Annotated in this window: 26 protein-coding genes; 11 read left to right on the top strand and 15 right to left on the bottom strand. The window is 48.4% G+C overall.

Annotation, left to right across the window (positions count from 1 at the left end; all coding sequences use genetic code 11):
* Window positions 1–46: 46 nt before the first annotated feature.
* The 4 genes from QXH45_03690 to QXH45_03675 are packed head-to-tail and all read right to left on the bottom strand — an operon-like array spanning window position 47 to window position 1,749.
* The gene (locus QXH45_03690) at window positions 47–358 is read right to left on the bottom strand and encodes a PqqD family protein (protein ID MEM2078348.1); all 312 of its coding nucleotides are present in this window, start codon (window positions 356–358) and stop codon (window positions 47–49) included.
* Between the two features lie 2 nt (window positions 359–360).
* On the bottom strand, window positions 361–825 hold the full coding sequence (locus QXH45_03685) for an OB-fold nucleic acid binding domain-containing protein (GenBank protein MEM2078347.1): 465 nt from the start codon (window positions 823–825) through the stop codon (window positions 361–363).
* Between the two features lie 55 nt (window positions 826–880).
* Window positions 881–1,351 (bottom strand): GIY-YIG nuclease family protein, encoded by a 471-nt coding sequence (locus QXH45_03680; GenBank protein ID MEM2078346.1) that lies wholly within the window; start codon window positions 1,349–1,351, stop codon window positions 881–883.
* Window positions 1,348–1,749 carry a DNA-binding protein gene (locus QXH45_03675; protein MEM2078345.1) on the bottom strand — a complete coding sequence of 134 codons (402 nt, stop codon included), beginning with the start codon at window positions 1,747–1,749 and terminating at the stop codon, window positions 1,348–1,350. Before QXH45_03675 ends, QXH45_03680 begins: the two co-directional genes overlap by 4 nt.
* A gap of 104 nt (window positions 1,750–1,853) precedes the next feature.
* Between QXH45_03675 and QXH45_03670 the strand changes: the two genes are divergently transcribed.
* A complete protein-coding gene (locus QXH45_03670) occupies window positions 1,854–3,002 on the top strand; it encodes an AAA family ATPase (GenBank protein ID MEM2078344.1) in 1,149 nt (382 codons plus the stop codon).
* 9 nt (window positions 3,003–3,011) lie between these two features.
* Window positions 3,012–4,730 carry a VWA domain-containing protein gene (locus QXH45_03665; protein MEM2078343.1) on the top strand — a complete coding sequence of 573 codons (1,719 nt, stop codon included), beginning with the start codon at window positions 3,012–3,014 and terminating at the stop codon, window positions 4,728–4,730.
* 2 nt (window positions 4,731–4,732) lie between these two features.
* On the opposite strand, the gene QXH45_03660 is transcribed toward QXH45_03665, so the two are convergent.
* From QXH45_03660 to QXH45_03650, 3 genes are read right to left on the bottom strand one after another with little or no spacing between them, the layout of a single operon-like run.
* A complete protein-coding gene (locus QXH45_03660) occupies window positions 4,733–5,272 on the bottom strand; it encodes a hypothetical protein (protein MEM2078342.1) in 540 nt (179 codons plus the stop codon).
* 47 nt (window positions 5,273–5,319) lie between these two features.
* Window positions 5,320–6,165, bottom strand: coding sequence for an XdhC/CoxI family protein (locus tag QXH45_03655; GenBank protein ID MEM2078341.1), 846 nt, complete (start codon window positions 6,163–6,165; stop codon window positions 5,320–5,322).
* Complete coding sequence (locus tag QXH45_03650) at window positions 6,155–6,430, bottom strand: hypothetical protein (protein MEM2078340.1); 276 nt, start codon at window positions 6,428–6,430, stop codon at window positions 6,155–6,157. Before QXH45_03650 ends, QXH45_03655 begins: the two co-directional genes overlap by 11 nt.
* Before the next feature lie 79 nt (window positions 6,431–6,509).
* Between QXH45_03650 and QXH45_03645 the strand changes: the two genes are divergently transcribed.
* Window positions 6,510–7,034, top strand: a complete 525-nt coding sequence (locus QXH45_03645) for a THUMP domain-containing protein (protein ID MEM2078339.1) — start codon at window positions 6,510–6,512, stop codon at window positions 7,032–7,034.
* A 9-nt stretch (window positions 7,035–7,043) separates the two neighbouring features.
* Here the strand turns inward: QXH45_03645 and QXH45_03640 are convergent, their stop codons facing one another.
* Window positions 7,044–7,658: a SagB/ThcOx family dehydrogenase gene (locus tag QXH45_03640; protein MEM2078338.1), complete on the bottom strand. Its 615-nt coding sequence runs from the start codon at window positions 7,656–7,658 to the stop codon at window positions 7,044–7,046.
* A 111-nt stretch (window positions 7,659–7,769) separates the two neighbouring features.
* Between QXH45_03640 and QXH45_03635 the strand changes: the two genes are divergently transcribed.
* The 3 genes from QXH45_03635 (at window position 7,770) to QXH45_03625 (ending at window position 10,305) form a co-directional block, all read left to right on the top strand.
* On the top strand, window positions 7,770–8,417 hold the full coding sequence (locus QXH45_03635; protein ID MEM2078337.1) for a DUF47 family protein: 648 nt from the start codon (window positions 7,770–7,772) through the stop codon (window positions 8,415–8,417).
* A gap of 77 nt (window positions 8,418–8,494) precedes the next feature.
* Window positions 8,495–9,010 (top strand): flavin reductase family protein, encoded by a 516-nt coding sequence (locus tag QXH45_03630; protein ID MEM2078336.1) that lies wholly within the window; start codon window positions 8,495–8,497, stop codon window positions 9,008–9,010.
* A 71-nt stretch (window positions 9,011–9,081) separates the two neighbouring features.
* Complete coding sequence (locus QXH45_03625) at window positions 9,082–10,305, top strand: PLP-dependent aminotransferase family protein (GenBank protein MEM2078335.1); 1,224 nt, start codon at window positions 9,082–9,084, stop codon at window positions 10,303–10,305.
* 3 nt (window positions 10,306–10,308) lie between these two features.
* Here the strand turns inward: QXH45_03625 and QXH45_03620 are convergent, their stop codons facing one another.
* Window positions 10,309–11,457 carry a magnesium transporter gene (locus tag QXH45_03620; protein ID MEM2078334.1) on the bottom strand — a complete coding sequence of 383 codons (1,149 nt, stop codon included), beginning with the start codon at window positions 11,455–11,457 and terminating at the stop codon, window positions 10,309–10,311.
* Window positions 11,458–11,605: 148 nt separating this feature from the next.
* On the opposite strand from QXH45_03620, the gene QXH45_03615 reads away from it, so the two are divergent.
* The 3 genes from QXH45_03615 to QXH45_03605 all read left to right on the top strand — a co-directional run bounded on the left by QXH45_03615 (window position 11,606) and on the right by QXH45_03605 (window position 13,850).
* Entirely contained in the window at window positions 11,606–12,811 is a 1,206-nt protein-coding gene (locus QXH45_03615; GenBank protein MEM2078333.1) for a potassium transporter TrkA, read from the top strand.
* A 115-nt stretch (window positions 12,812–12,926) separates the two neighbouring features.
* On the top strand, window positions 12,927–13,349 hold the full coding sequence (locus QXH45_03610; protein MEM2078332.1) for a DUF4352 domain-containing protein: 423 nt from the start codon (window positions 12,927–12,929) through the stop codon (window positions 13,347–13,349).
* A 45-nt stretch (window positions 13,350–13,394) separates the two neighbouring features.
* Entirely contained in the window at window positions 13,395–13,850 is a 456-nt protein-coding gene (locus QXH45_03605) for an archaellin/type IV pilin N-terminal domain-containing protein (protein MEM2078331.1), read from the top strand.
* Here the strand turns inward: QXH45_03605 and QXH45_03600 are convergent.
* A complete protein-coding gene (locus tag QXH45_03600; protein ID MEM2078330.1) occupies window positions 13,842–13,979 on the bottom strand; it encodes a hypothetical protein in 138 nt (45 codons plus the stop codon). The genes QXH45_03605 and QXH45_03600 overlap by 9 nt on opposite strands.
* Before the next feature lie 43 nt (window positions 13,980–14,022).
* Between QXH45_03600 and QXH45_03595 the strand changes: the two genes are divergently transcribed.
* Window positions 14,023–14,460: a hypothetical protein gene (locus tag QXH45_03595; GenBank protein MEM2078329.1), complete on the top strand. Its 438-nt coding sequence runs from the start codon at window positions 14,023–14,025 to the stop codon at window positions 14,458–14,460.
* Here QXH45_03595 and QXH45_03590 read toward each other — a convergent pair.
* From QXH45_03590 to QXH45_03575, 4 genes are all read right to left on the bottom strand, one after another.
* Window positions 14,457–15,152, bottom strand: coding sequence for a hypothetical protein (locus tag QXH45_03590; GenBank protein MEM2078328.1), 696 nt, complete (start codon window positions 15,150–15,152; stop codon window positions 14,457–14,459). The two genes, QXH45_03595 and QXH45_03590, sit on opposite strands and share 4 nt — an antisense overlap.
* A complete protein-coding gene (locus QXH45_03585; GenBank protein ID MEM2078327.1) occupies window positions 15,149–16,576 on the bottom strand; it encodes an ABC transporter ATP-binding protein in 1,428 nt (475 codons plus the stop codon). Before QXH45_03585 ends, QXH45_03590 begins: the two co-directional genes overlap by 4 nt.
* On the bottom strand, window positions 16,569–17,123 hold the full coding sequence (locus QXH45_03580; protein MEM2078326.1) for a hypothetical protein: 555 nt from the start codon (window positions 17,121–17,123) through the stop codon (window positions 16,569–16,571). The genes QXH45_03585 and QXH45_03580 overlap by 8 nt, the downstream gene beginning before the upstream one ends.
* Before the next feature lie 64 nt (window positions 17,124–17,187).
* Complete coding sequence (locus tag QXH45_03575; protein ID MEM2078325.1) at window positions 17,188–18,537, bottom strand: rhomboid family intramembrane serine protease; 1,350 nt, start codon at window positions 18,535–18,537, stop codon at window positions 17,188–17,190.
* Between the two features lie 85 nt (window positions 18,538–18,622).
* Here QXH45_03575 and QXH45_03570 point away from each other — a divergent pair, with 85 nt between their 5' ends.
* On the top strand, window positions 18,623–20,908 hold the full coding sequence (locus tag QXH45_03570; protein ID MEM2078324.1) for a glycoside hydrolase family 13 protein: 2,286 nt from the start codon (window positions 18,623–18,625) through the stop codon (window positions 20,906–20,908).
* Here the strand turns inward: QXH45_03570 and QXH45_03565 are convergent.
* Window positions 20,897–21,781, bottom strand: coding sequence for a cation diffusion facilitator family transporter (locus tag QXH45_03565; protein MEM2078323.1), 885 nt, complete (start codon window positions 21,779–21,781; stop codon window positions 20,897–20,899). The genes QXH45_03570 and QXH45_03565 overlap by 12 nt on opposite strands.
* Window positions 21,782–21,823: the final 42 nt, after the last annotated feature.

Here is a 21,823-nt window from a genome sequence, read left to right as displayed (position 1 = left end):
CCATAAAAACGTTCGATTGAATATTAATGAAGGGAGATGAGTATTTCTAGTACTTCACGAGGTTTACGCTCGACAATTGCTCCAGAGCTACAACCAGAGGTTCTATTACCTCGGAGACATCGACTTGAACTTCCGTACTAATGTGTTCAGCTATCTGAGATACGGTTCTTTCTCCATCGCACAGCAACCATACATAATATGCCAGCGGCGATAACTCGTAAACTTCTTCTTGGGATAGTGCTACGTAGAACTTCTCGTCCTCTTCTCCGAGGAAGTCTCCCTGTCTTGAAGGCTTCCATTCTTTAATCTCGTTGAATCTAGCTATGGTTTTCTCATGTTCGTGTTCGTGACCTTCCATGATCACTCCTCTCTTCTCCTGAAGCCGCCTCTGCGGGGACCTCTGAATGATCCCCCTCTCCTGAACTCTCTGGGTCTAGAGCCCTCTGGGGCTGTCGGCATCTCCTCGGGGACTTCCTCAGCCTGGGGTACCTCCGAGTCTTCTATTTTCTTGATTTCTGTGGTTTTTCCAATGTTCAGTTGAACTTTACCCCTGAACTCGGTTGTCCAACCTCCCTTGATTTCAACGGCTTCGCCCTCAGTAAGCTGCCCAGCCTTCTCGCCCCACGCTGTTACTTCAACTCTTCCGGTGGAATCACCGACCACGGCATTACTTATTGTCCTAGGGCCTTTCTTCGTTTGAATAACGTGGGGTGGTTGTGAAGACAGTACTCTGCCCTTTATGGTTACGTTCTCCATTCCAGGCTTGAGGTCTTTTATATTTGTAGAAGGGCTTTCACCCTGACCAGATTCGGAACTTACATTCATTACGAATTCGACTCCATTTATTATGTTACGGGTTTACCTACTGTTACGTGGGTTTTTAAATGTTTTGAATCCATAGAGGCTCCATATGGTTTGCAGTCAGAACCGAGTAGAGCCGGCTTAAACACTCTTTCAAGCTACCTAAACACTTGAACAAGTGGGAATAGTCTTTCCTCTTGTCGGAACAGCCGAAGCCGGGAACCGGCTTAAAGTGTGAAAGCATGATTCTCGACAACTCTGCTTCACAATCCACCGGAGGGTTGTCGTTCAGCACGTAGAAACCTGCTATTTTGGCAACATCTTCCTGTAGTAGGTAATCAATGTGCCAGAACCTTTTGGCTTTTGGGAAAAAGTGCCTGAACACTCTAGCTTTCACGCCTCCAGACCCTCTCGCTGATCCAACGTAGAAATAAACGCCCTCATCAATGATGAATTGGCGGCGTCGCGTGCTTACATGATGGTTTTTCGTCACTCTCAAAGCTAAAATGTAACATCCTTTATCATCAAGGATGCTCTCAATAGAACTCATACGGTGGACCATCTATGAGTGAATACTTTGGACAGGTCGGAATCAACCTCAACTAGAAACACTTCGAGAAGCGGCTTGACTATTCCTCTTATTAAGTGCCCGGTGTAAGCGCTCTTCTTAGCCCCCAATACAAGGTGGAGGTGTAGGCTTACTTCACCGTTTGGTTTGATCATGTAGTTTCCTTGAATAGATCCCACCTCGAGGATTTCCCGGTCGCTCCCCTCCAGTCTGATGATTTCGTATTCTTTGCTCAGGGGATTGTAGAAGCCTATTTCAGCCGAGGCAAGGCCCCCAATGCCAGTGACGAACCCGTTCCTAAGACCTTCCTCTTTTATTTTCTCAATTAACGCATCAGGTATTATGTCCCCTTCCGATAGTTTAAACGGCATTATCCTCATGTTTTCACCTCTAGACAACTTGGTGCTCAGCCACTGTTTCATTATGTTTTCCCATAATATATTAGGTTGCTTTTGAGATAATTTTTCTGGGCTGGGTGGAAGATTTGCCAAACCCTGGGCTCCAGGTTTTGCTGGAGAAGATCGCGAGATTTAGGAGTGAACTTGAAAAACCCTTCGTGGGGAGAAGCGAGGAGGCAATGGTTTTAACGCTGGGATTGATCACAGGAGAGCACGTCATACTCATCGGCGAGCCGGGCACGGCTAAATCAGCTCTAGCACGGCGCGCGGCAGAGCTAATTAACGCGAGGTTTTTCAAATACTTGCTGACTCGTTTCACTGAGCCGGACGAGCTTTTCGGTCCTCTGGATATAAACGAGCTTCGAAACGGAAGATATGTTAGAATAACTAAAGGCAAGCTTCCAGAAGCCGAGATCGCTTTTATAGATGAAGTTTTCAACGCGAACTCCGCCATTCTCAACATGTTGCTCTCGATAATGAATGAAAGAATAGTTTACGACGGGTATTCGGAGATAAAAGTACCCTTGTGGACGATGATCTCTGCAACGAACAGGGTACCAGATGAAGCGGAACTGCAGGCATTATACGACCGCTTCCTGCTTAGGCATTTCGTTAAACCTGTTGAAGAGAATAAGTGGGGAGCGCTGCTTGATGCGGTCTGGACAATAGAGTCCGGCCTATATGCTCATGGCGAACCGGTTTTAACGATCGAGGACTTAGTGAAGATAAACGGGCTGGTCTATCAAGTCGACATATCCTCTGTGAAGGAGAAGCTTATAAAGCTTTACGGGATTTTCGAGGACCAGGGAATACACGTAACTGATCGGCGAAAGGGCAAGGCGTTGAAAATCATAGCTGCGAACGCCTTGCTCAGGCAATCTATGAAAGCAACCCAGGATGATTTATTCGCGTTGCGATACGTTGTCCCCCGGGACGTGGAAGAAGTTGAGAAAACTTACGTGATTCTTCTCGACGAGATAGAGGCTAGGGAAAAACATTTGAAGGAGCTCTCGGAGATAGAGGCAAATGTAAGGGAGGCGAAAATATATATTTCAAACACGCCGGAGTTGGATCCCAGACTACTCGATTATCTGAGGAGCTTTGAAACCGTTAAGGAGAAGGTAAGGAGGATGGCGGCAGAATCAAGCGATGATGAAGTCAAGAGGAGGGCCATAGACGTTCTCTCGGAGGTAAGCGAGGTAATCGATCTCATCAAAAAGAAATTGGTCATGTAGCTGATCAAAATGGAGGAAGAGGTTCGAGGAGTCCTTAAAGGCATCGATTACAAAAACCCTCTGGCCCTATATAGAGGGTGGAAGATTAGAAGAATCGTGGACTACCTGAATGGCAAGGGCTCCAAGATCCCGTTAAATCTAGCCATTGATACTTTTTACGTATTCTATCTACCAGTCCCAATGATCAGCGAGGATGCTGACCCCACAAGCAGGAACTATCAGGTGGTAAAGTCTTTGATTAAATCCCCATCTCTTTACTCCGTTAAAAGTAGAACTCTAATAGATCCGTTTATGAGTGGGTTGGCCGCTAGCGTTTTCCTCGCAGAGTATAAGACTCTCGAAGAGACTGTTCAAAAAACTAGATCCTCTGCTCCCTCGGAATCTGCTGTTGATAAAAGAGAGGCGTCGGAAGTTAGGAATATAGTTGAGAAGGCGATAGTAAGCACTATGGTGGACATCGAGCATGTTAGAAGAGTTAGGTCAATCATGGAGGGTTTAGAACCCGGGCGGGTTAGCCAATTATCTTTCGAAGAATATGGTCCCGAACTTCTCAAGCTTGCTCGAAACACGGATGTTAGAAGAATTCTTGAGGTAATCGAGGGTTTGAAGCCATGGGAACTCGGGTTAAAGAGGAAGAGCGAGCGCCACAAGCATGGGGAGATCGGAGGATACGAGCTGGGTAGGGATATTGAGAGGCTTACTCCGTCCGCAAGGGTCCTTCCCGAAGAATTATTCTTTTTAAGGTTTCTAAGCTCGAGGCTTCTTCTCTACGAGAAGAGGGTAGAGGAAAGTCTGGGACCAATATACGTTCTACTGGATAAGTGTCTAGATGCTGAGGCTCTCGTAGAGGCGGCGTCCGGGGATAGAAAGGCGATTAAGAACATCGAGGTGGGTGAAGAAGTAGCGTCAGTGGCGTTTACAAGAGATGGTAAGCCCTTCTTGTCTCGGGCTAGAGTTGTGAAGGTGTTTAGGGATTTCAAAGACCTGTATGCTTTGAAGACCGGAGAGGAGGTTATCAAAGCAAGCTCTAATCACTTGGTACCTGTGCTTGAGCGGGGCTCACTCGTTTTGAAACCAGTGCGGGATATTCGCCCCGGCGATTTTCTATACGTCTATGATGCTAGAAGCCCGGATGGAGAAGGCTTTAAACCCAAGAGGGTTGTGGAGAAAGTCTACGCGGGGACTGGAGAAGTATATGACCTGAGGCTTGACAGAGACCATTTGTTCATCGCGAATGGTTTCGTAGTCCACAACAGTGGTAGCATGGATGGAGTTAAAATGACGTGGGCTAAGGCCGTTGCCCTTGGACTTTACGTGAGGGCTGTGAGGGAACATAGAGAGTTTTATATAAGGTTTTTCGATAGTCAACCATACCCTCTGATCAAGGTCAGCAGAAGGCCTAAGGCGAAGGAAGTTGTTGAATTGATGAACTACATGGCGAGAATCAAAGGCAACGGAGGCACAGATATCTCCAGGGCGTTAATAACTGCTACCACCGACATTAGAACGGGGTCATCCGGAGAGGCATCGGATATCGTTCTAATAACTGATGGAGTTGACAGGATTGCTGAGCAACACGTCCTTTACAATTTGAAAAAAGCCGGCGCAAATCTGTACTCGGTAATGATAATGGGCGAGAACTCCAGCCTTAAAAAAGTCTCTACCAGGTATTTCTCGGTTGAAAGGCTTGGGCGAACCAGCGCGCTAAAAATAATCGAAGTCAAGTAGGGTTAAACGTTCGTAGCAACTACCAGCGTTAGAACCGCTAACGTCAGTAGCTTGTCGCTAGCGGCTAACACTTCCCCGCTCTTCTCGAGCACAGCTACTAGATCGAATAATTCCTCCGCCTCAAGCCTCGCATACAAGTCAAGCAAAACGGTAGCCAACTCCCGCTTCACAGTAGACAACTCGCTTTCCGCGGCAGCCAGTATCGCATTCTTCAAGCGGTATGTGTTTAGGAACAGGGACTCGATCAGCGTTGATGGAACATCGACCTCCCATAGACGGAGCTCTATTTGAGAGGAAACTAGTTGAACTAGTTCAGGATGGTATGAAACCGGTGCTACAAGCTCCAGGAATCTGTTAACCAATGATATGATTCGCGAATACGTTTTCTCATCTTCAATGGCACTGTATACCGACAGGTACTCTGAGAGCTCGCTTGAAATAGCCTTGACCTCCTCCTCGGCAAGGTTCACGAGACCATTATCCGCTTGATAGGATACATGAGTACTGCTCAATGAAACCCCGTGTTTAACATCCTTCTTCAAAATCCTTTAAAACGCTGGTCTCAACGGAGCGGGGTTTTTAAACTTTACTATTCCCTCCGCTGGTTTGACAGGATGTTAAGTGATCCGACGGGAATGGAACAGTTCTTCATGACGCATATAATCTCCGACCAAATACTAATGGCGATCTCCTCGGGGGTGGAGCTGTTGATATCGAGTCCAGCCGGCATGTGGATGTAGTTCTTGAGGCTTTCAACGCTTACTCCTTCCTGGACTAGTCTCTCCTCCATCCATTTAGCCCTGTGTCTACTGCATAGGACCCATATGTGTCTCCCGGGGTGGTTTTGAATCACCTTCTTCAACGCCTGATAGTCCGTCTCAACCTCTCCATATACTACCGCGAAGACATCGTTTGGGCTTGACTCGATTTTTCCCACCTCACTGATGAAGTCGCCGGCGAAAACGTATTCAGCATACGGGTATCGGATGGTATTAGCCAGACTCTCATCCTTATCCATTACGACAACCCGGTATCCAAGAATATTTGCAATGTCCGCGAGCGGTTTTCCCACGTTTCCAGCTCCAAGTATGATTATTCTAGGGCGGGGTTTCAAGACATTTATGAAAACCTCGACGACTCCCCCGCACAACATGCCCGTGGGCTGAGCATCCGGTGGTATGTTCTCCCTTCTCAGCGCTAGTCTGATTTTCTTTGGATTCCCGCTCTGGAGAGCTTCGATCGCGTTCTTAACAATTAGGGATTCTAGTTCTCCCCCGCCTATTGTGCCTATTTTTTCTCCATCAACAGTTACCACCATGGTAGCTCCTATTTCCCGGGGACCGCTGCCTTCTTTACCGGTGATCACTGCTATCGCCACAGGCCTACCCTTATTTAACTCTTCAATGGCTTTAGATAGTATCTCCTCAACCCTCAAGCTTATCCTCCTCGATCACCGTAATTTTTCGAAGCGTGAACAATCTTTTTATAATCCTGTAGTCCGAGTCTGAGAGCGGCTTAGCCAGCTTAATTATTACGCTGAACCCTCCTACGCCCAGCACGGGGGTTCCTTCGAAGAAGAAGGTGGGAGAGTAATTTTTCGTCGTTAAAATGGGGTTTAAGCTATCCAGTACTTCACGAATATCGTATTGGCTCCAAGCTTCTTGGACTATTATTCTGTCCCGAGACAGCCTGCAGATCAATAATGGGCACGCTCCAACGATTATTTAATAAAGATGGCTGATTTAATAAGTATTCAGCAAGAGGCTTGGAGGTAGGATTTTGAGCTTCAATTTAATGATAACCCACGAACCCGGCTTGGACAACTATAGATTCATAATAGGCTCTATAAGGAGCAGGATACAGGACTACATAGTAGTTGACAAAGGTCCCTGCGTGATATTGCTAAGAGTTCCAAACCCTTACGAGTCAATTGAAAAACTGAGAGATCTCCCTAATGAAGCTCCGATGGTCTACAGGGTAATACCCATAGACGTCATAGTGGATCCATACGTTGAAGACGTTGCGGAGAAGGCCGGTTCGCTGGCTATGGAGAGAATCCCTCCAGACAAAACCTACAGGGTCACGTTGCATGGACGCTTGTATTGGAGGGAGACGAGAATGCCTGCTCACAGTATGGACGCCGTTAAAATCATTGCTGAGAAAATCGATAGACCAGTATCTCTCTCGAGCCCGGATTATGTGGTGTACATACGTAGCGTTAAACTCTACCATAGGAGGAGGTATGCGGCGGTAACCGTTGCACCTCCGGAAAAAATCATAGTGAGCAAATCAGACAAGCCTTAATATTACGTTTCAACGCGTCCTACCGATGGGAAATATGTAAACAGGCATAGCCCCCTTTGAGAGCTTCAACAACTTAGCGACTTCCTCGTCTTTGAAGGCGCCTACGGCGACTGTTCCCAGCCCCATCTCGGTTGTAGCAAGGTAGATGTTTTGTCCAATATGGCCTGCTTCATTGAAGATGTATCGTACTCCCCTTTCACCATAATATTCCGTAGTCCTATGGGTGAACGCTACTAGAATGAGGTTTACCGGGGCGTTTAGAACCCATCTCTGCCTTAAACAGGCTCTAGCCAGCTCGTTGGAATAATCTCCTTCTGCAACATAGGTTAAACCATTGTTTTTCGCATCATAGTGGAGGATTCCCGGCTTTAATTCCTCGACGCCATTGGATTTGACAGACACGTATATTTCGAAAGGGTAAGTCGCGCCTGCTGAAGGCGACGTCCTTCGACCGCATTCAGGGTCTATGCAACCATACGCTGCCCAGAGTATAGTTGATAATTGGCTGAGAGTGAGGGGGGTTGCGGTGAAGATTCTAACGCTCCTCCTTTCGGACAGTAACTTCCCGAGACACGACTCCCTGGATGGAGGCGGAAGAGGTATTGTTGGAGACAAGCGTATCACTGTGTCAATGATATAATGCTCGGGAAAATATTTCTACTGTTTCTAAAACTATTTTAAACAATCCTTGACTAATGTTTAGTAGAGGGATGAACGATTAAGCTTGCAGACATCTTGTCAGAGGATACTATAGAGCTGATGATGGAATTCCTCTTAAACTTGGAGAAGATTGTGAAAAGCTTCAACTCATCACTAGAGTTCCTCGACAACCTCATGATCGGTGAGGCAAGGGTTAAGCTCGCTGAAGTTATGAGGCTTGAAGAGAAAGGGAAGGAGATCAGGACCAAGCTTGAAGAGTTAATAGTCTCAGCCCGCTTGGAAGCATCCTTGAAGGAGGATTTGCTGAACTTTATTTTACGAGTTGACGCTATTGGGGATCGAATAAAAGAGGCTTCCAGGGAGCTCACTATTCTACCCTTCCTTGAGACTCCATCCGAGATTAGAAAGGGAATAGTCGAGATCAGCAAGATCTCTATAAAATCTGTTCAGCAGTTGATAAGTGCGGCGCGTAAAACCATAGAGGGCGATTTAGACAAGGCATTGGAGGACATCAAGTTGCTGTCGGATTATGAGGAGAAGGCTGATGCACTGGATATTTCCAACAGGGGATTGCTTCTCTCTCTATCCGAGAGGTTAAAGCCTTTCACGATATCGATACTTATTCACGATTTAAACAAGGACTTAGAGGATAGCGTTGACACCTGCCAAGTAGCCGGCGAGTACTTAAGGCTCATAATACTGGCTTGGCTTAAGCAGATCTAAAGCCTCCGCTACCCCTCACCCCTAAGGAGGTAACCAATATAAACTCGCCTAATCCTCACTGATAGAGAGGTGGGACATTGAAGAGGCTTCTATACCCGTTAAGAACATTCCTCATAGTTTCCGGCAGGATCGGCGAGGAGGTAAACGTCATGGCGGCTGACTGGGTTACAATGGTTTCAGCAGACCCGTTCATGCTCAGCGTTTCAATATCGCCCAAGAGGTACACGCATAAGTTGATAACCAGGTACAAGGAGTTTGTCTTAAGCGTGCCGACCATTAAGCTCCTGAGGGAAGTCTGGATTGCAGGTACGAGGAGCGGCCCCGGGAAACTATCTGAAATGAAAATCACATTGGAGAATTCACGACTCATCGGCGTTCCCTCGGTTAAAGAGGCTGTTGCGAACCTCGAGTGCAGGGTAGTTGGAAGTCATGATTACGGAGACCATACGCTGTTCATAGGAGAGGTTGTCGCGTACTCGTTTGACGAGAACGCGTTTCACCAGGACGAGCCTATTCCTGGCAGTGGTTTCATCCTTCACTTGGCTAGAAATAAGTTCACCGTCGAGGATGAAACCGTGTTGAGGCCCGACTAGCATTAAACCTATTGTCGCATACTTGTTCATCTTATATATCTGACATGACATTACTTAACATGTGAATACTTATGTCTAAACCGGACTACCATAAATTCCTGAGTAGTAGGGCAAATCTGATTGAGCCCAGCCCTATTCGGGAGATGGTCAGCAAGATAGCCGTCAAGTCGAAGACTAGACCCGTGATATCCTTTGCAGCGGGAGAGCCGGACCCCGATGTTATTCCGAGGGAGCTTTACGCAGGGATCCTTTCGGACTTGTTCAAGAAGATAAGGATTATTGGGAACTACTCACCCGCTGACGGAGTATTGGAGTTGAAAAACGAGATAGCATCGTTCATGAAGGAGTTCGAGAGCGTTAATACAGCTCCAGATAACGTAGTGGTCACGCTGGGAGGCTCCCAGGCGATCGACATCATTGGGAGGCTCTTGCTCGACCCTGGCGACATAGTCCTGACGGAGAACCCTTCATATGTTAACACATTACTTGTTTGGAAGCACTACGGCGTCCAAGTCAAAGGGATTTCAATGGATGATAAAGGCTTGATTCCCGAGGAGCTGGAGAACACGCTCGCGAGGTTGAGAAGAGAGGGGAGGAAGGTCAAACTCCTATATACTATTCCAACGGGGCAGAACCCTTCGGGCTTGACCCTAGACCCTGATAGGAGGAAGCAGGTTTTAGAGGTAGCTAGCAAGTACGACATACTCGTCGTCGAGGACGCAGCGTACAATCACTTGCTGTATGAGCCGATTAACGTTAAGCCGATTAGAGCAATCGACGATGAGGGTAGAGTCATCTACGTTGGATCATTCAGCAAGGTTTTGGGTACAGGGTTGAGAATAGGCTGGATAGAAGCTCCCTCAGAGATTATCGAGAAGGCTAAGATGGCTAAGGGACCTATGGACATGTGCCCCCCGGTTCCGATGCAGTACCTTGTGCTCGAGGTGTTGAGAAACAAGGTTTTCAAGCTGGTGAAGGAGAGGGCGATTGAAACCTACAGGGTCAAGCGCGACCTGATGATCAAGGCGATAGAACGCCACCTACCCGGCATCAAATATACGAAACCGGTTGCAGGCATGTTCATCCTGATATGGTTGCCGAGAGGCCTTGAAGCCCCCCAGTTCACAGACATGTTACTGGAGAAATACGATGTAGCGGCGATACCTGCAACGCCATTCTACACTGACGACTCCGGTAGGAACGTGGTTCGGTTGAACTTCTCGATGGCGAAAACGGAGTTGATCGATGAGGGAGTTAGGCGTATTGGCGAGCTCCTGAGGGAGCTTACACCGTAGTTTTTAAACCACTGTTAAAGCTATTGAAGAGATAACTATCGGGCCCGTTAAATCAACAAAAGTCGTCATTAGCGGGAAGACAATGTTGTCCGGGTTCCACCCTTTAGTGAACGAAGTCTTTGTTAGATAATACGTGAGGAGCGATGCTAGCGTGAAGATGAGCGGGTAGGCAACTGCGAGTATCAGAGCGCTCAGGACGACTTCGCCCACAGGCGTTGAAGTGAGCGCTGAGACTACGATTATGCTCAGGATGATTGCTGTAAACGTGGTCAAGCCAACTTGCCTCAGGGTTTGAAGCTGGCTTCTCAGAGGGCTGTGAGAGCCGAGGTGGAGTTTTATGCTGAGATCGTTCCCGAAAATGCCGGTAGCGGCTCCAAGCAGAGCGTTGAAGGCTGGAAGGGAGCCTAGGATAAGAGGCAGTCTCAAGAGAGTAGCAGTCCTCGTCGCTAAGGCCAACCCTCCCAGGCTGCTTCCAAAGGATGCGGCCACGGAGGAGACTGCGTTTTCGAAGAGGGGTCTACCCTCATCCCCCCGCCATAACGCGTATGTGAAAACCAACCCTAAGGACAATAACAGGGAGACAACCAGCGCTCTCATATAAGCTGGTATTGCTTCAAACAGCAGGGATACGGTGATGAATGTGAAAGGCGTTAAAGCGTCTCCAACCCCGGTTACAATGGATGCCACGAAGTCTGTTGGATCCCTACCTGTTTTAAACAAGTATATGATTGAAATAGTCGTCACCGGGGTGAGAATCAAGTATACGAGTGTGCTGGATGAAACGGATATGAAGGATAGCGTGATTAAGTCGGGGGTTTCAACTCTTAACGAGACCGAGATAGCGTATGATAGGATAGTTATGGCGAGCGTGGCTATGACGGTGACCGAGTAACCAGTTAGCACGTTGTACAAGTTATACTTGGTGAGGATTCTCGGCTCAGCCTCACCTATGTGGAGGGCGGTCGTCAGCCTATACCCGAGAGCACCGTACACATCTCCCCTCATGTCCATGAGTCCCGGGATCAACATTAGGAAAACAGGGTATAGGGCAAGGATTTCAATGCTAGTCTGCAGAGTTAACCCTGCAATTACTTCTCCAACGCCGAGTGTCCCAAGCGATATTAAAAGCCTCCTCGTCCTCTTGTTCAGCAAAACTATCGCCCATGCTCCCTATCAGCGCTCCTTCCAGGTTCTTCAAAGTAAAATATTCACTGCTCCGGATATATAATTACACTTCATTATCGCTGAGAGGGTTTAAAAACGCGCGAAGTATAGTATTGTATTGTTTGAGGAATCCGTGGTGAGTCAAAGAATCCCTCCCGATGTTCACAGGTTATTCCACGATAAAACAGTTAAGATAACGTATCAGCCGAAGCCCGTGAGAGAAGTCTTGAACAGCATCTGGCTTCAGTCGGACATAGCCCTGGACTTAGCCTTCTACTCCTATTTTTCAGGCGACAACGATACTGCCATGAGAGTTCTCGACATCAATAAGAGTATTGACGAGCTCATAGGCCAGTTCATCATTCACACCAGCCTAGCCTACGGTAGGAGCAAGGAAGGAAGCTACGCGGTTCTACTAGCATACTATTATGCTTCATCAATGGATACGATCGTTGACTCGGTGAAGGACATCGTCTACATGCTGTTAACCGGGTATAAAACGGGCATACGGCAGGAAAACATCCTCTACTACACGGAGGGTGAAGTCATAGCTCCGTTTGAGCTGACCGAGGACGTCAGGGTCATCGACATCACTGACAGATACCCCGTGGACGTGATACTAGTTATCAACGAGAGAGGGTGGAGGATCGCTCCTTCGCTACAGGAGACCATACCCAAGGGGAGCAGGATATACGTGAGGGGGTTCAAGGAAAACGTTTACAGGTTCCTAAGGGACAAGGGAGTAGAGGTTCAGGAGCAGCCGCTCCACTACAGGGAGGCCGAGCCCCTGGTGAAAGGCATCATCGAGCTGAAGGAGTTCACCAGGTTGATGGTAGACCTCGCACACTACACGCTCATGGAGGCTAACCCCGGGATCATCCAGGAGGTTGAAGACCTCGAAGTCTACGTCGACTGGAAGCACCTACAGGTCCTGGACGCTCTGAGAGAGTGCTTCGGCAGGATAGATTCCGCGACCCATTTAGGCTTGACCACCTTGCTGAAGGAGCTTGAGGACGTTGCCGACGCGAGCAACACCATAAGCCACATTACACAGATGCTGGGCGAGATGCCCGAGGACTACTCCGAGGTCTTCAGGAAAGTATTCGAAACCATAGGGGAGGCGTTGAAAACCGTGACGGTGAAGAAGGAAATCCACTTAGACAAGCTCTCCCTGTGGCTGAGAAAGTACGGGGGCTCGATACTAGCGGTGAAGAGCGGGCAGGAGTGGATAGCCCACCCGCTGGCTAAAAACCTAGTCCTTAAGCCCGGGGACAAGATCATCCTCGCACACCAGGCAGAGTTCGCGGACGAAGTAAACACCATCCTCTCCAAAATATCCTGACGAAAAAGCCCTCCAGCTCTCTGGAAACTCCTGCCCTCCCGCTGAAAACCCTGCTTACGTCCTCAAAACCTTTTTATACATAAGGCTATTAATATAATATATGGTGTACCCCTATATGAAGGCTATCTCTCCAGTCATAGCTACAGTCATAATCGTAGCAGTCGCAATCGCCATTTCAATAGCAGTCGCCCTATGGCTAACAGGAATAGTGGGAGGATTCACAACAGTAGAAAACCTACAAATCACATACGCCTATGCATCAACTCTGGAGAACGTCGGATGGAAGATCGAGTTGAAAGTAGAAAACAAAGGCACGGCTGATGCGACGATCGATGAGATATTTATAAATGGTGTCCCGATAGATTCCGTGAATGGCGCCAATTACACTCCAAATAAGCCCTTCACCGTTAAAACCGGAGAGAATGAGACTATAGAAATCACTCTGACTAAATCAGGATTTAGTGCTGGCCAGCAGGTTGAGATTAAGATTCACACGGCTAGCGGTAAGGAGTATCCGAAGATGGTTACTCTTCCATAATGTTTTTTTCCTAACTACTCTCGGATTAGTTTTAATGGTGTTTTCATGCGCGGGATTAGCCCCGTGGTAGCCACGGTTATCTTGGTTGCGGTTGCAATAGCCGTCTCCATGGCCTTCGCCATGTGGGCTTCTACCTTGACGAGCGTTGAGTCGAGCCGGGATTTGGAGATCATTTCCTCATATAATGTTCCAGTTGAGGGGGGTTGGAGCGTCACGGTGGATGTTAAAAACATTGGTACGAGGACGACGAGCATTATTAAAGTCATGGTGAACCGCAGGGTATGCGATATTATCGTGCATTTCGAAGGGAGCAGCGGCAGGGCAACCTACCCTGCCGGGGGTGCTAACTACCACCTCGGGCCTGGCGACCGGGTCACCCTCCGGTTCATTCTTAAGAGTCAAGAATCATGCGGGATCCACTTTACTCCCGGCCAAATGGTTGAGATCACTATTATAACTTCATCGGGAATGGAGTATCCTCAGAGCATTCAGTTACGGTAACCACTCCCTCCTCCCATCCCCGGTAGCAGGAACCGGGGCTTCACGCGTCATGATCGACTGCGAGACCTTTTCGACTCCACCGGCCTCGGATGATTCGGGATCAAGCCCACTTATGTCCCATTTCAGCAAGGTTTAAATACCTTTTTTAATAGATTTTTAAATGGTGCTTACTGTGAACAAGGCGCTCACGATAACGATGATAACCGTAGCGTCGATAATTGCCCTTCTCGCCGGGCTCTGGTACAGCAACGTCTTCGCGTTCACGGGAGGCTTCCCCTCGTACGACTATAGGGTCTACGCTATCGCTAGGAGGGACGGCGGCTTCGACGTATCTCTCCTGGTTAAGAACAAGGGGGATGCTGACTTAGAGGTTCACGGTTACTACATTAACGGGTTGAAATGCCATTTCAAAACCTTCATTGTCGAGGGGGATTCGGTATCGGAGGTCGACCTACCAGTAATAGTGCCCGCAGGCGAGTCCAGGGAAATAGTTGTTTCACTAAGGGGCGGCAGCGACTGTAATTTAAGCTTTACTTCAGGCCAGATCATCGAATTACTGCTGGAGACCAACGCACCCATCCAGTATAGAACAATGATAACGCTCCCCTAGATTAAAGCCACGGACCCCAGCCCGATCAACTGCGCTATGAGGAGAACATCGCTTCTTCTGAACAGCACTGGTTTCGCGGGCTCGGGGAAGCCGTAGATCAATAGTGATTCACTAATGTTTCTAGCAGTGTAGAGCGCGTGGAGTATTAGAGGGTGAAGCATTCTTGCAATATTCCTTCCCCCGTACTTGAGCCTTATGGACAGTGATGCCTCGCTGAAGGCGGCAAGGGTTAGAGGCAACTGAATTATGGATAAAGCCAGCGCTCTCGCCACATTGTTCAATCCGGCTTTACTCAGGAGATACATCCATTCCTCGATCCTCACCCACTGGACTAGCAGTATGGCTGAAAACGCTATGGTTGACAGCCTCACGGCCCCTATTAAAATCTTTTCAATGCTCAAAGGGGTTAGGCCGGTGACTATAGATATAATGTTTACTAAAACCCCTAACGCTATGAATAACAATATAAGCTGTATTCCTTTGAACAGCTTCGAAAGACCTGTCGAGTAAGCCAGCAGTGAGCCGGTGAAGACCAAGGCTAGAAGGTAGAACCACGGCTGAGACGGCCCTTTCAGTGATGCGGCGGCCAGGGAGAAAATGATCACGGATAAAGGGGTTGTTACTCTAGTTACGAGTCCGAACGACTTTGACGAGGGCTTAATGGTTAGGAGCTCGGCTAAATCCCTGATCACGCAGCGTCACCCAGTAGCCTCCTCGCCAACTCAATGCTAACCAGGGCGTCGACCTCCTTTTCAGCCTTCTCAGGGGTTTTAAGCTCCCCGTTCTCGAGCATTAAAATCCTCCAGTTCCTCATCAAGCTCGTGAGCTCCGTGGTGCTGGTAGTCAGGATCTTAGCTGCGGGGAGAGATGAGAGCAGGCTTATGAGTCTTGCCCTGTCGACATAGGTGAGCCCGCTGAAGGGCTCGTCAAGCAGCAGTATATCTGCCGAACCCGCCCAAGCCGCTAAGATCACTGCGGCTTTAACCATCTGACCATAGGATAACTGAGACGGCGGCCTACTAGGGTCGAGCCCAGCCTCCTCGAGAGCGGAAACGGCTCTACCCATGCACCGCTCCCCGCCGCCTGAGGCTTGGCAGAGCCTTAAGACCTCGTCCCTCAGCGTCTCCTCCGTGTAGAAAAGAGCAACTTGCTGGGGAACATATATGATTCGCCCCTTCACTCTCACCCTCCCGCTCCACGGCTTCAAATATCCTGATATTATTTTCAAGAGTGTTGACTTGCCCGCCCCGTTAGACCCCGTGATGAGAACTCCCTCTCCGCGGCGAATTGTGAGGCGGATGTTTCTAAGTAGTTCTCCCTCATAGCCGAAAGCCAGGTCCTCCAGGTCTACCAAGACCTCCCCTGGCGTGGGGGGCGTCGGTATAGAGGGGTTGAGGCTGGTTGCTTTGTCCTTTACAGACTGGTAAAGGGCCTGGAAGTCGGCTTCCTCGAGAACTCCCTGCTTCAAAACATAGAATTTGTCGAAAAATCTTGCGACTCGTTGGAAACGGTGTTCGAACACAACTATAGTCTTACCCAGCCTCCGTAGAAGGTTAAGCATGTCAAGGAACTCGTTCACGCCTTTATCATCCAGCCACATGAACGGCTCGTCGAAGACTAGTACCTGGGGGTCTGGAATAAAGGCCTTAGCGGTGGCAGCCCTCCTGGCCTGACCCCCGGATAACTGGTAGAAATACCTGTTCCGGAGTTCGTTTAAATGGAAAGTAGTCAGGATTTTCTCCAAAAACCTTTCGGCGACCCCGTCTCCATGAATTTTTCTTATATAATCCTTCAAATCGTCCTCAAGGATGAAGTTTATGAAGTGGAGGTAGGGGTTCTGTGAAACTACGTGGACCCTTTTCGAGAGCTCGAATGGATTTTTCAATAACGCATTCTCTCCTCTTATCCTGTAGACTCCTCTCACCTCTACTCCGTATACTGGTTGAGCGGTACCGTTTAGCACTCTCGCTAGCGTTGTCTTCCCCGACCCAGTGGTTCCCACTATGAGGACGACATCGCCCTCGCAAACTTTTAGATTCAAACCCTTTAGAACCCATCCTCCCTTAGGATACTTCGCCCATAAATCCTGTAGCTCTAGCGCGACTTGCTTAGCCATGAACCGTACCCGTTTTCAACAGGCGTTTCAAAACAAGTATCGATGCCAGGCTTACGGGGATGGCTATTGTAAGGTTGAATACGTCGATGAGCAGGATTACGCTGTAAACATAGGATTGAGCCGCCTCGTAGCTCATTCCGTAGGAGTAGACCAGCCAGAGTGGAGTTACAATAACGTTGAACAAGTGCATGACAACGACTCTGCCTGCGGTTGCCCCTGTAACGGGGAGAACGATCTCCATCATCCTCCTACTCCTATACTTCTTGTAGAGGTATATGAGGGGGACAATGGTTGATGCTTCAGCGAGAACCTTCATTCCCATTCCAACGACGTCAGCGCCCAGTGCTACTGAGACAATGTAGTAGATCGGGAGAGAATACGCTAGGAGACGGTAACCTTGGAAGGCTAAAACCGCCAGCGGGACCCCCGAGGCATCATACTTCAACCAAGTCAGGAGTGGAAACGGTAGCTCAAAAAACCTCAGTATAATCGCCAAGGCTGTGAGAGCGGACACGTACGCCAGCTTCTCCTGCTTGATCAATGACACGCTAACACCCCGGACTCTATTAAGAAGGCTCATCAGATTTAAACGTTTATAACGGGACAGCCTGTCACTCGAAAACCGCATCCGTTACGACGCTGAACCTGTCTGAAGCGAGCACGACTCCCACGGCGATTATAGTCAACAACGCAGAAGCATATATCGAGTAGTTTATATATCTCAACTCCTCCACATTCTCCCTTTCTAAATTAAACTCCAAGCTTACGGGGTTCGAGGTATCTAGGTATGCTTCCCCGGACGATAATATGATGACGTAGTAGCTCCTCATTCTACCAGTAAAGCTAACAACGACCCCGTTATCGTCATACCTTGCCTCAACGATGTACAAATCCACCGGCGTGCGAACTCCGTTTATTTCAACGTAGTATGGGGAGGGTAGAACGTATTTGTCTCTAAGGATTTCGCCACTTAGCTTTGGATTAACGATGAGGTCTGCTGGGAAAAGCCTGTTTATCACGAACCGTACCGTGCTAACCGGGCTCTGAGAAATTATCCAGTTCCCTCTGTCCTGATAGAGGATCACTGTGTCACGAGAGTCTCCCGCTGAGACGTTTAAAGCATATACGTTGTCCGCGGCCCTGTTCGTTTGCCAGGACATATAGAACCCGGTTAACAGGGTTAGTAGTAGAATTGTGACAAGGATTTTGGTTCCAGTGCCGAGGCTGTAGAACTTCCTTGGGAAAACGCCGATAGAGTGTAAATAATCCTCGAAGGGGATCGCCAGCCTGGACTTCAGCCTCCTTATAGGACCTGAGCCCACGAGCCACACGAGCGCTAATCCCGCGACAAAGCCTCCTGCATGAGCAAAGTACGCAACTCCGCCCAGGTTAAGATAACCATAGATGACTTGCTCGGCGAACCAGATTATGAGGTATAGCGAGGATGGCAGTGGGAGGCATATTGGCAGGAAGAATATGAACATGCACAGCGATACCCTCGTGTGAGGGAAGAGTATGAGAAAGGCTCCCAACACAGCACTTATAGCGCCTGAAGCGCCTACGGCAGGAATCACTAACGCTTCATAGCCCCCTAGTGGAATTAAAGCCAGGTGGAAGAGCACTGCTCCCAATCCGCCTGCCAAGTATAGGATCATAAACCTGAGGGAGCCTGTTACGGCCTCCACGCTTTTTCCAAATAGATAAAGAAAGAGCATGTTGAACAGAATGTGGAAGAGGTCAGCGTGAATAAACATGCTTGTGAAAATCCTCAATACACCGTTTACTGATGAAAGAGTTATAGGGTAAAAGCCGTAAGCGTAGATGTAGTATGGATCGGTCTGTAGAAACGACCTCGACCTGCTAGTGTAAAAGTAGACGGCAAGGTTTGCGAGAACTAAGATGATGGTCATTACCGGGCGCTTCCTGAGATACTTGACCGGTTGCTCCGGAACGACAACCAATTCAAACCATCTCTACTCTATAAATTGATTGTCTAATTAAGAATTTAAACATGTATCCGTTTAAATTACCAGAGAGTGGATTGAAGTGGTTAGGAAACCGGTTATCTTGGTCGCAATACTCCTCGTAGCAATGATTCTTGTAGTTTCATCACTCATGATTCAACATCGACCTCCACTTGAAACGGCGGATACGCAATCCCCCACTACGACGACAGCGTCTACCGGCGAGAAACACGTTGAAGAAGTTTACGTTTCCATGATGACTAACGAGTTGAAGTGTCAGCCTCCGAACGCTCCTGTTTATTTTGCATACACTCCTTTCCCGAATGAAACAGTTTACAAAGTATCTCTAGCAGGCGATTTCACCGGATGGACCCCCGTTCCAATGGATAGATTAGATAATGGTACATGGGTATTGCTGAAATGCCTACCTGTAGGGATTGTAACCTATAAGTATCTAATCAATGATGTGTGGGTCAAAGACATGTCGATAGACCATTACGGGCTACCTGTTGACCCAGATGCGGATGGCTATGTCGACGACGGATACGGCGGGAAGAATGCGATCCGGAGAGTGGTTTTCCCTTCTGAAACACTGTTTTTCATTCACGTGGAATACGATCCCGTCTATATATCTATTGCAGACGACATGGTGATCGTAAGACTTTATTCCTCAAACGCCAAGGATGCGCGATTATACGTGATCGTGGGAAACTCCACGTACAATATGAAGATACAGCTTTGGACGGACTACGTCGTAGTCTGGTACAGGGAGCTACCGTTGGACGAATACTTCACATACTACTTCGAAGCAGACATGGGTGACCGTGTTCTGAAAATATACAAGGCTCCGGGCGAGAAAACCTTCAACTCGAACATTTCACTTCTGTTCAAACAGGTACCGTGGGTGAGAAGCGCCGTAGGATATCAAATTTTCCCGGATAGATTCTACAACGGAGACCCTTCTAACGACGTCAGGGGAAACGAGACTGATGAATTATGGCTTAACGAACTTGTGAAAGGGGTTACTCCTGTATTCTCTGCGTGGAATGACCCAATAACTAGTTTACATTGTTGCCATCAATATTTCGGCGGGGACTTAGCGGGTGTCTATGCTAAACTCGATTATCTAGAGGGCTTAGGGGTAAAGATGATATACTTGAACCCTATTTTCCTATCAGGGAGTGTCCACGGTTACGATCCATACGACTACACGGTAGTCGACCCTAAGTACGGTAATGAAACGATCTTAAAGCTCCTACTAGACGAGGCCCACAAGCGGGGGATGAAGGTCATATTCGACTTCGTCCCCAATCACGTCGGAATAGGCTTCTGGGCCTTCTTGGACGTTTACAGGAACGGGCCTCAAAGCCAGTATTGGAACTGGTTTATTATAAAGAAGTGGCCGTTCAAGCTAGGCGACCCAACAGCTTACGAATGCTGGTGGGGATTCGGGAGCCTCCCGAAGCTCAATCACTCCAACCCCGAGGTCAAGCAATACCTGTTCAACGTAGTTTTACAATGGCTTGAATTCGGCTTCGACGGCTTCAGGATCGACGCCCCTCTCGAGGTGTTGGAGGCTGACTCCTTCTACAGGGAGCTAAGAAGCCTGGTTAAGGAGAGGTTTCCAGATGCCTACATAGTTGCTGAAATATGGACGCTTGACCCCGAATGGCTTAGAGGCCACCACTTTGACAGCTTCATGAACTACGCCTTGGGGAGAGATATTCTCCTAGAATACGCCGCGGGGAGAAAAACCGGCGATCAAGTCTTCCGGGATCTTTTCAGGTATTACTCATCAATCCCCGTGTCAGTGGCCGGCATGGGGTTTAACAACATCGGGTCTCACGACACCTCGAGGATACTGACAGATTTAGGTGGGGGCAGGCTCGGGGACACTCCATCAAGGGAATCCATTGATAGATTAAGACTTCTGGTAACTCTTCAATTCATGCTGCCCGGTATGCCTGTTGTTTTTCAGGGGGATGAGAGGGGGCTATTAGGCTCTTCCCGTTACTATGATGAACAGAGGTATCCTATACAGTGGGATAAGATGATTCCAGATGTATATCATCATTACTCCAACCTTTCAAGGCTGAAGGCTATTATTCCTGCTCTGCAGACAAGCGTATTAACCCTTCACAGCTCCAACGGCTCTATAGTATCATTCTTCAGGGGGTATGCGAACGAGGTACTAGTGGTGGCTAACAATGCCTTAAATCAGACCGTCTATCAGCTTCCAAGCGGGACGTGGGTTTTGATATACCCCGGTGAGCCAAGGATTGTTGAGAGAGAAGTGTCGATAGATGGCCTGGCAAGCTTCCTGCTACTGAGATACGAGTACGCAATAGAGCTTGGGTTAATCGGTTGAGTGCTGGTACTCAACCCGTTTATCCGGTTCAACGTGAACGGTTACCTCCCACCCCTTCTTTTTCTTCACTGCCTCCTCAATCTCAGTCGCCAGTTTATGAGCCTCTTCAAGGCTGATCTTACTGTCAAGCCTTATGTGAAGCGTCGCTTCAACGTGGTCACCGTATTCGTGTATGTGGATGTGGTGGAGATCTTTCGCCCTGGGCACCGTTGAATACACTATGGTCTTTAGTTCCTCCTCTTCCTCAGGCCTCGGGCTTCTCCCAATTACTTTATCAGAGGCGGCTTTGATTAACGACCACGCGGTGTAAACTATGAGGAGAGATACGAGGAAGCCGAGAACCCCGTCCACCCACCAATACGTTTCTCCAACGAGTAGACCGATAACGATCAGAAACGATGCCACTGCATCGCTCCTGTGATGCCAGGCATCAGCCTTCACGCTCTCCATCCCATACGATTCACCCAGCCTTAATGCCCAGCGGGCTAAGGCCTCCTTGGCTACCGCTGAAAAAACCATTACCCCTAGGGCAATATTAGAGTAAACTAGCGACTCACGGGAGATCAGCTTATCAAGGCTCTGCTTGAAAAACTCAAACCCCACAACTCCAAGCATCACCGCTATAACTATTGATGCAATAGTTTCTAATCTCTGGTGTCCAAAGGGATGCTCCTTGTCAGGAGCCTTGAACCCCCATTTCACACCCAGGAGTAGAACTATCGACGTCATACTGTCCGACAGCGTGTGGAATGCATCAGCAACTAATGCAACAGAGTGGGAAACTATGGCTGCGTAATATTTCAATGCAAAGAGGAGGGTATTTAATGCAACGGAGGTCCAGCCTTCCAAATAGCCAGCTTTCCGCTTACTCAATGCGCTACTTGTATTCAAAACCCAACCCCTTCAAGACCCCTT

Origin of the sequence: Thermosphaera sp. (genome assembly GCA_038827615.1) — an archaeon.
Classification (GTDB): domain Archaea; phylum Thermoproteota; class Thermoprotei_A; order Sulfolobales; family Desulfurococcaceae; genus Thermosphaera.
This window is presented reverse-complemented; position numbering and strand designations above follow the sequence as displayed.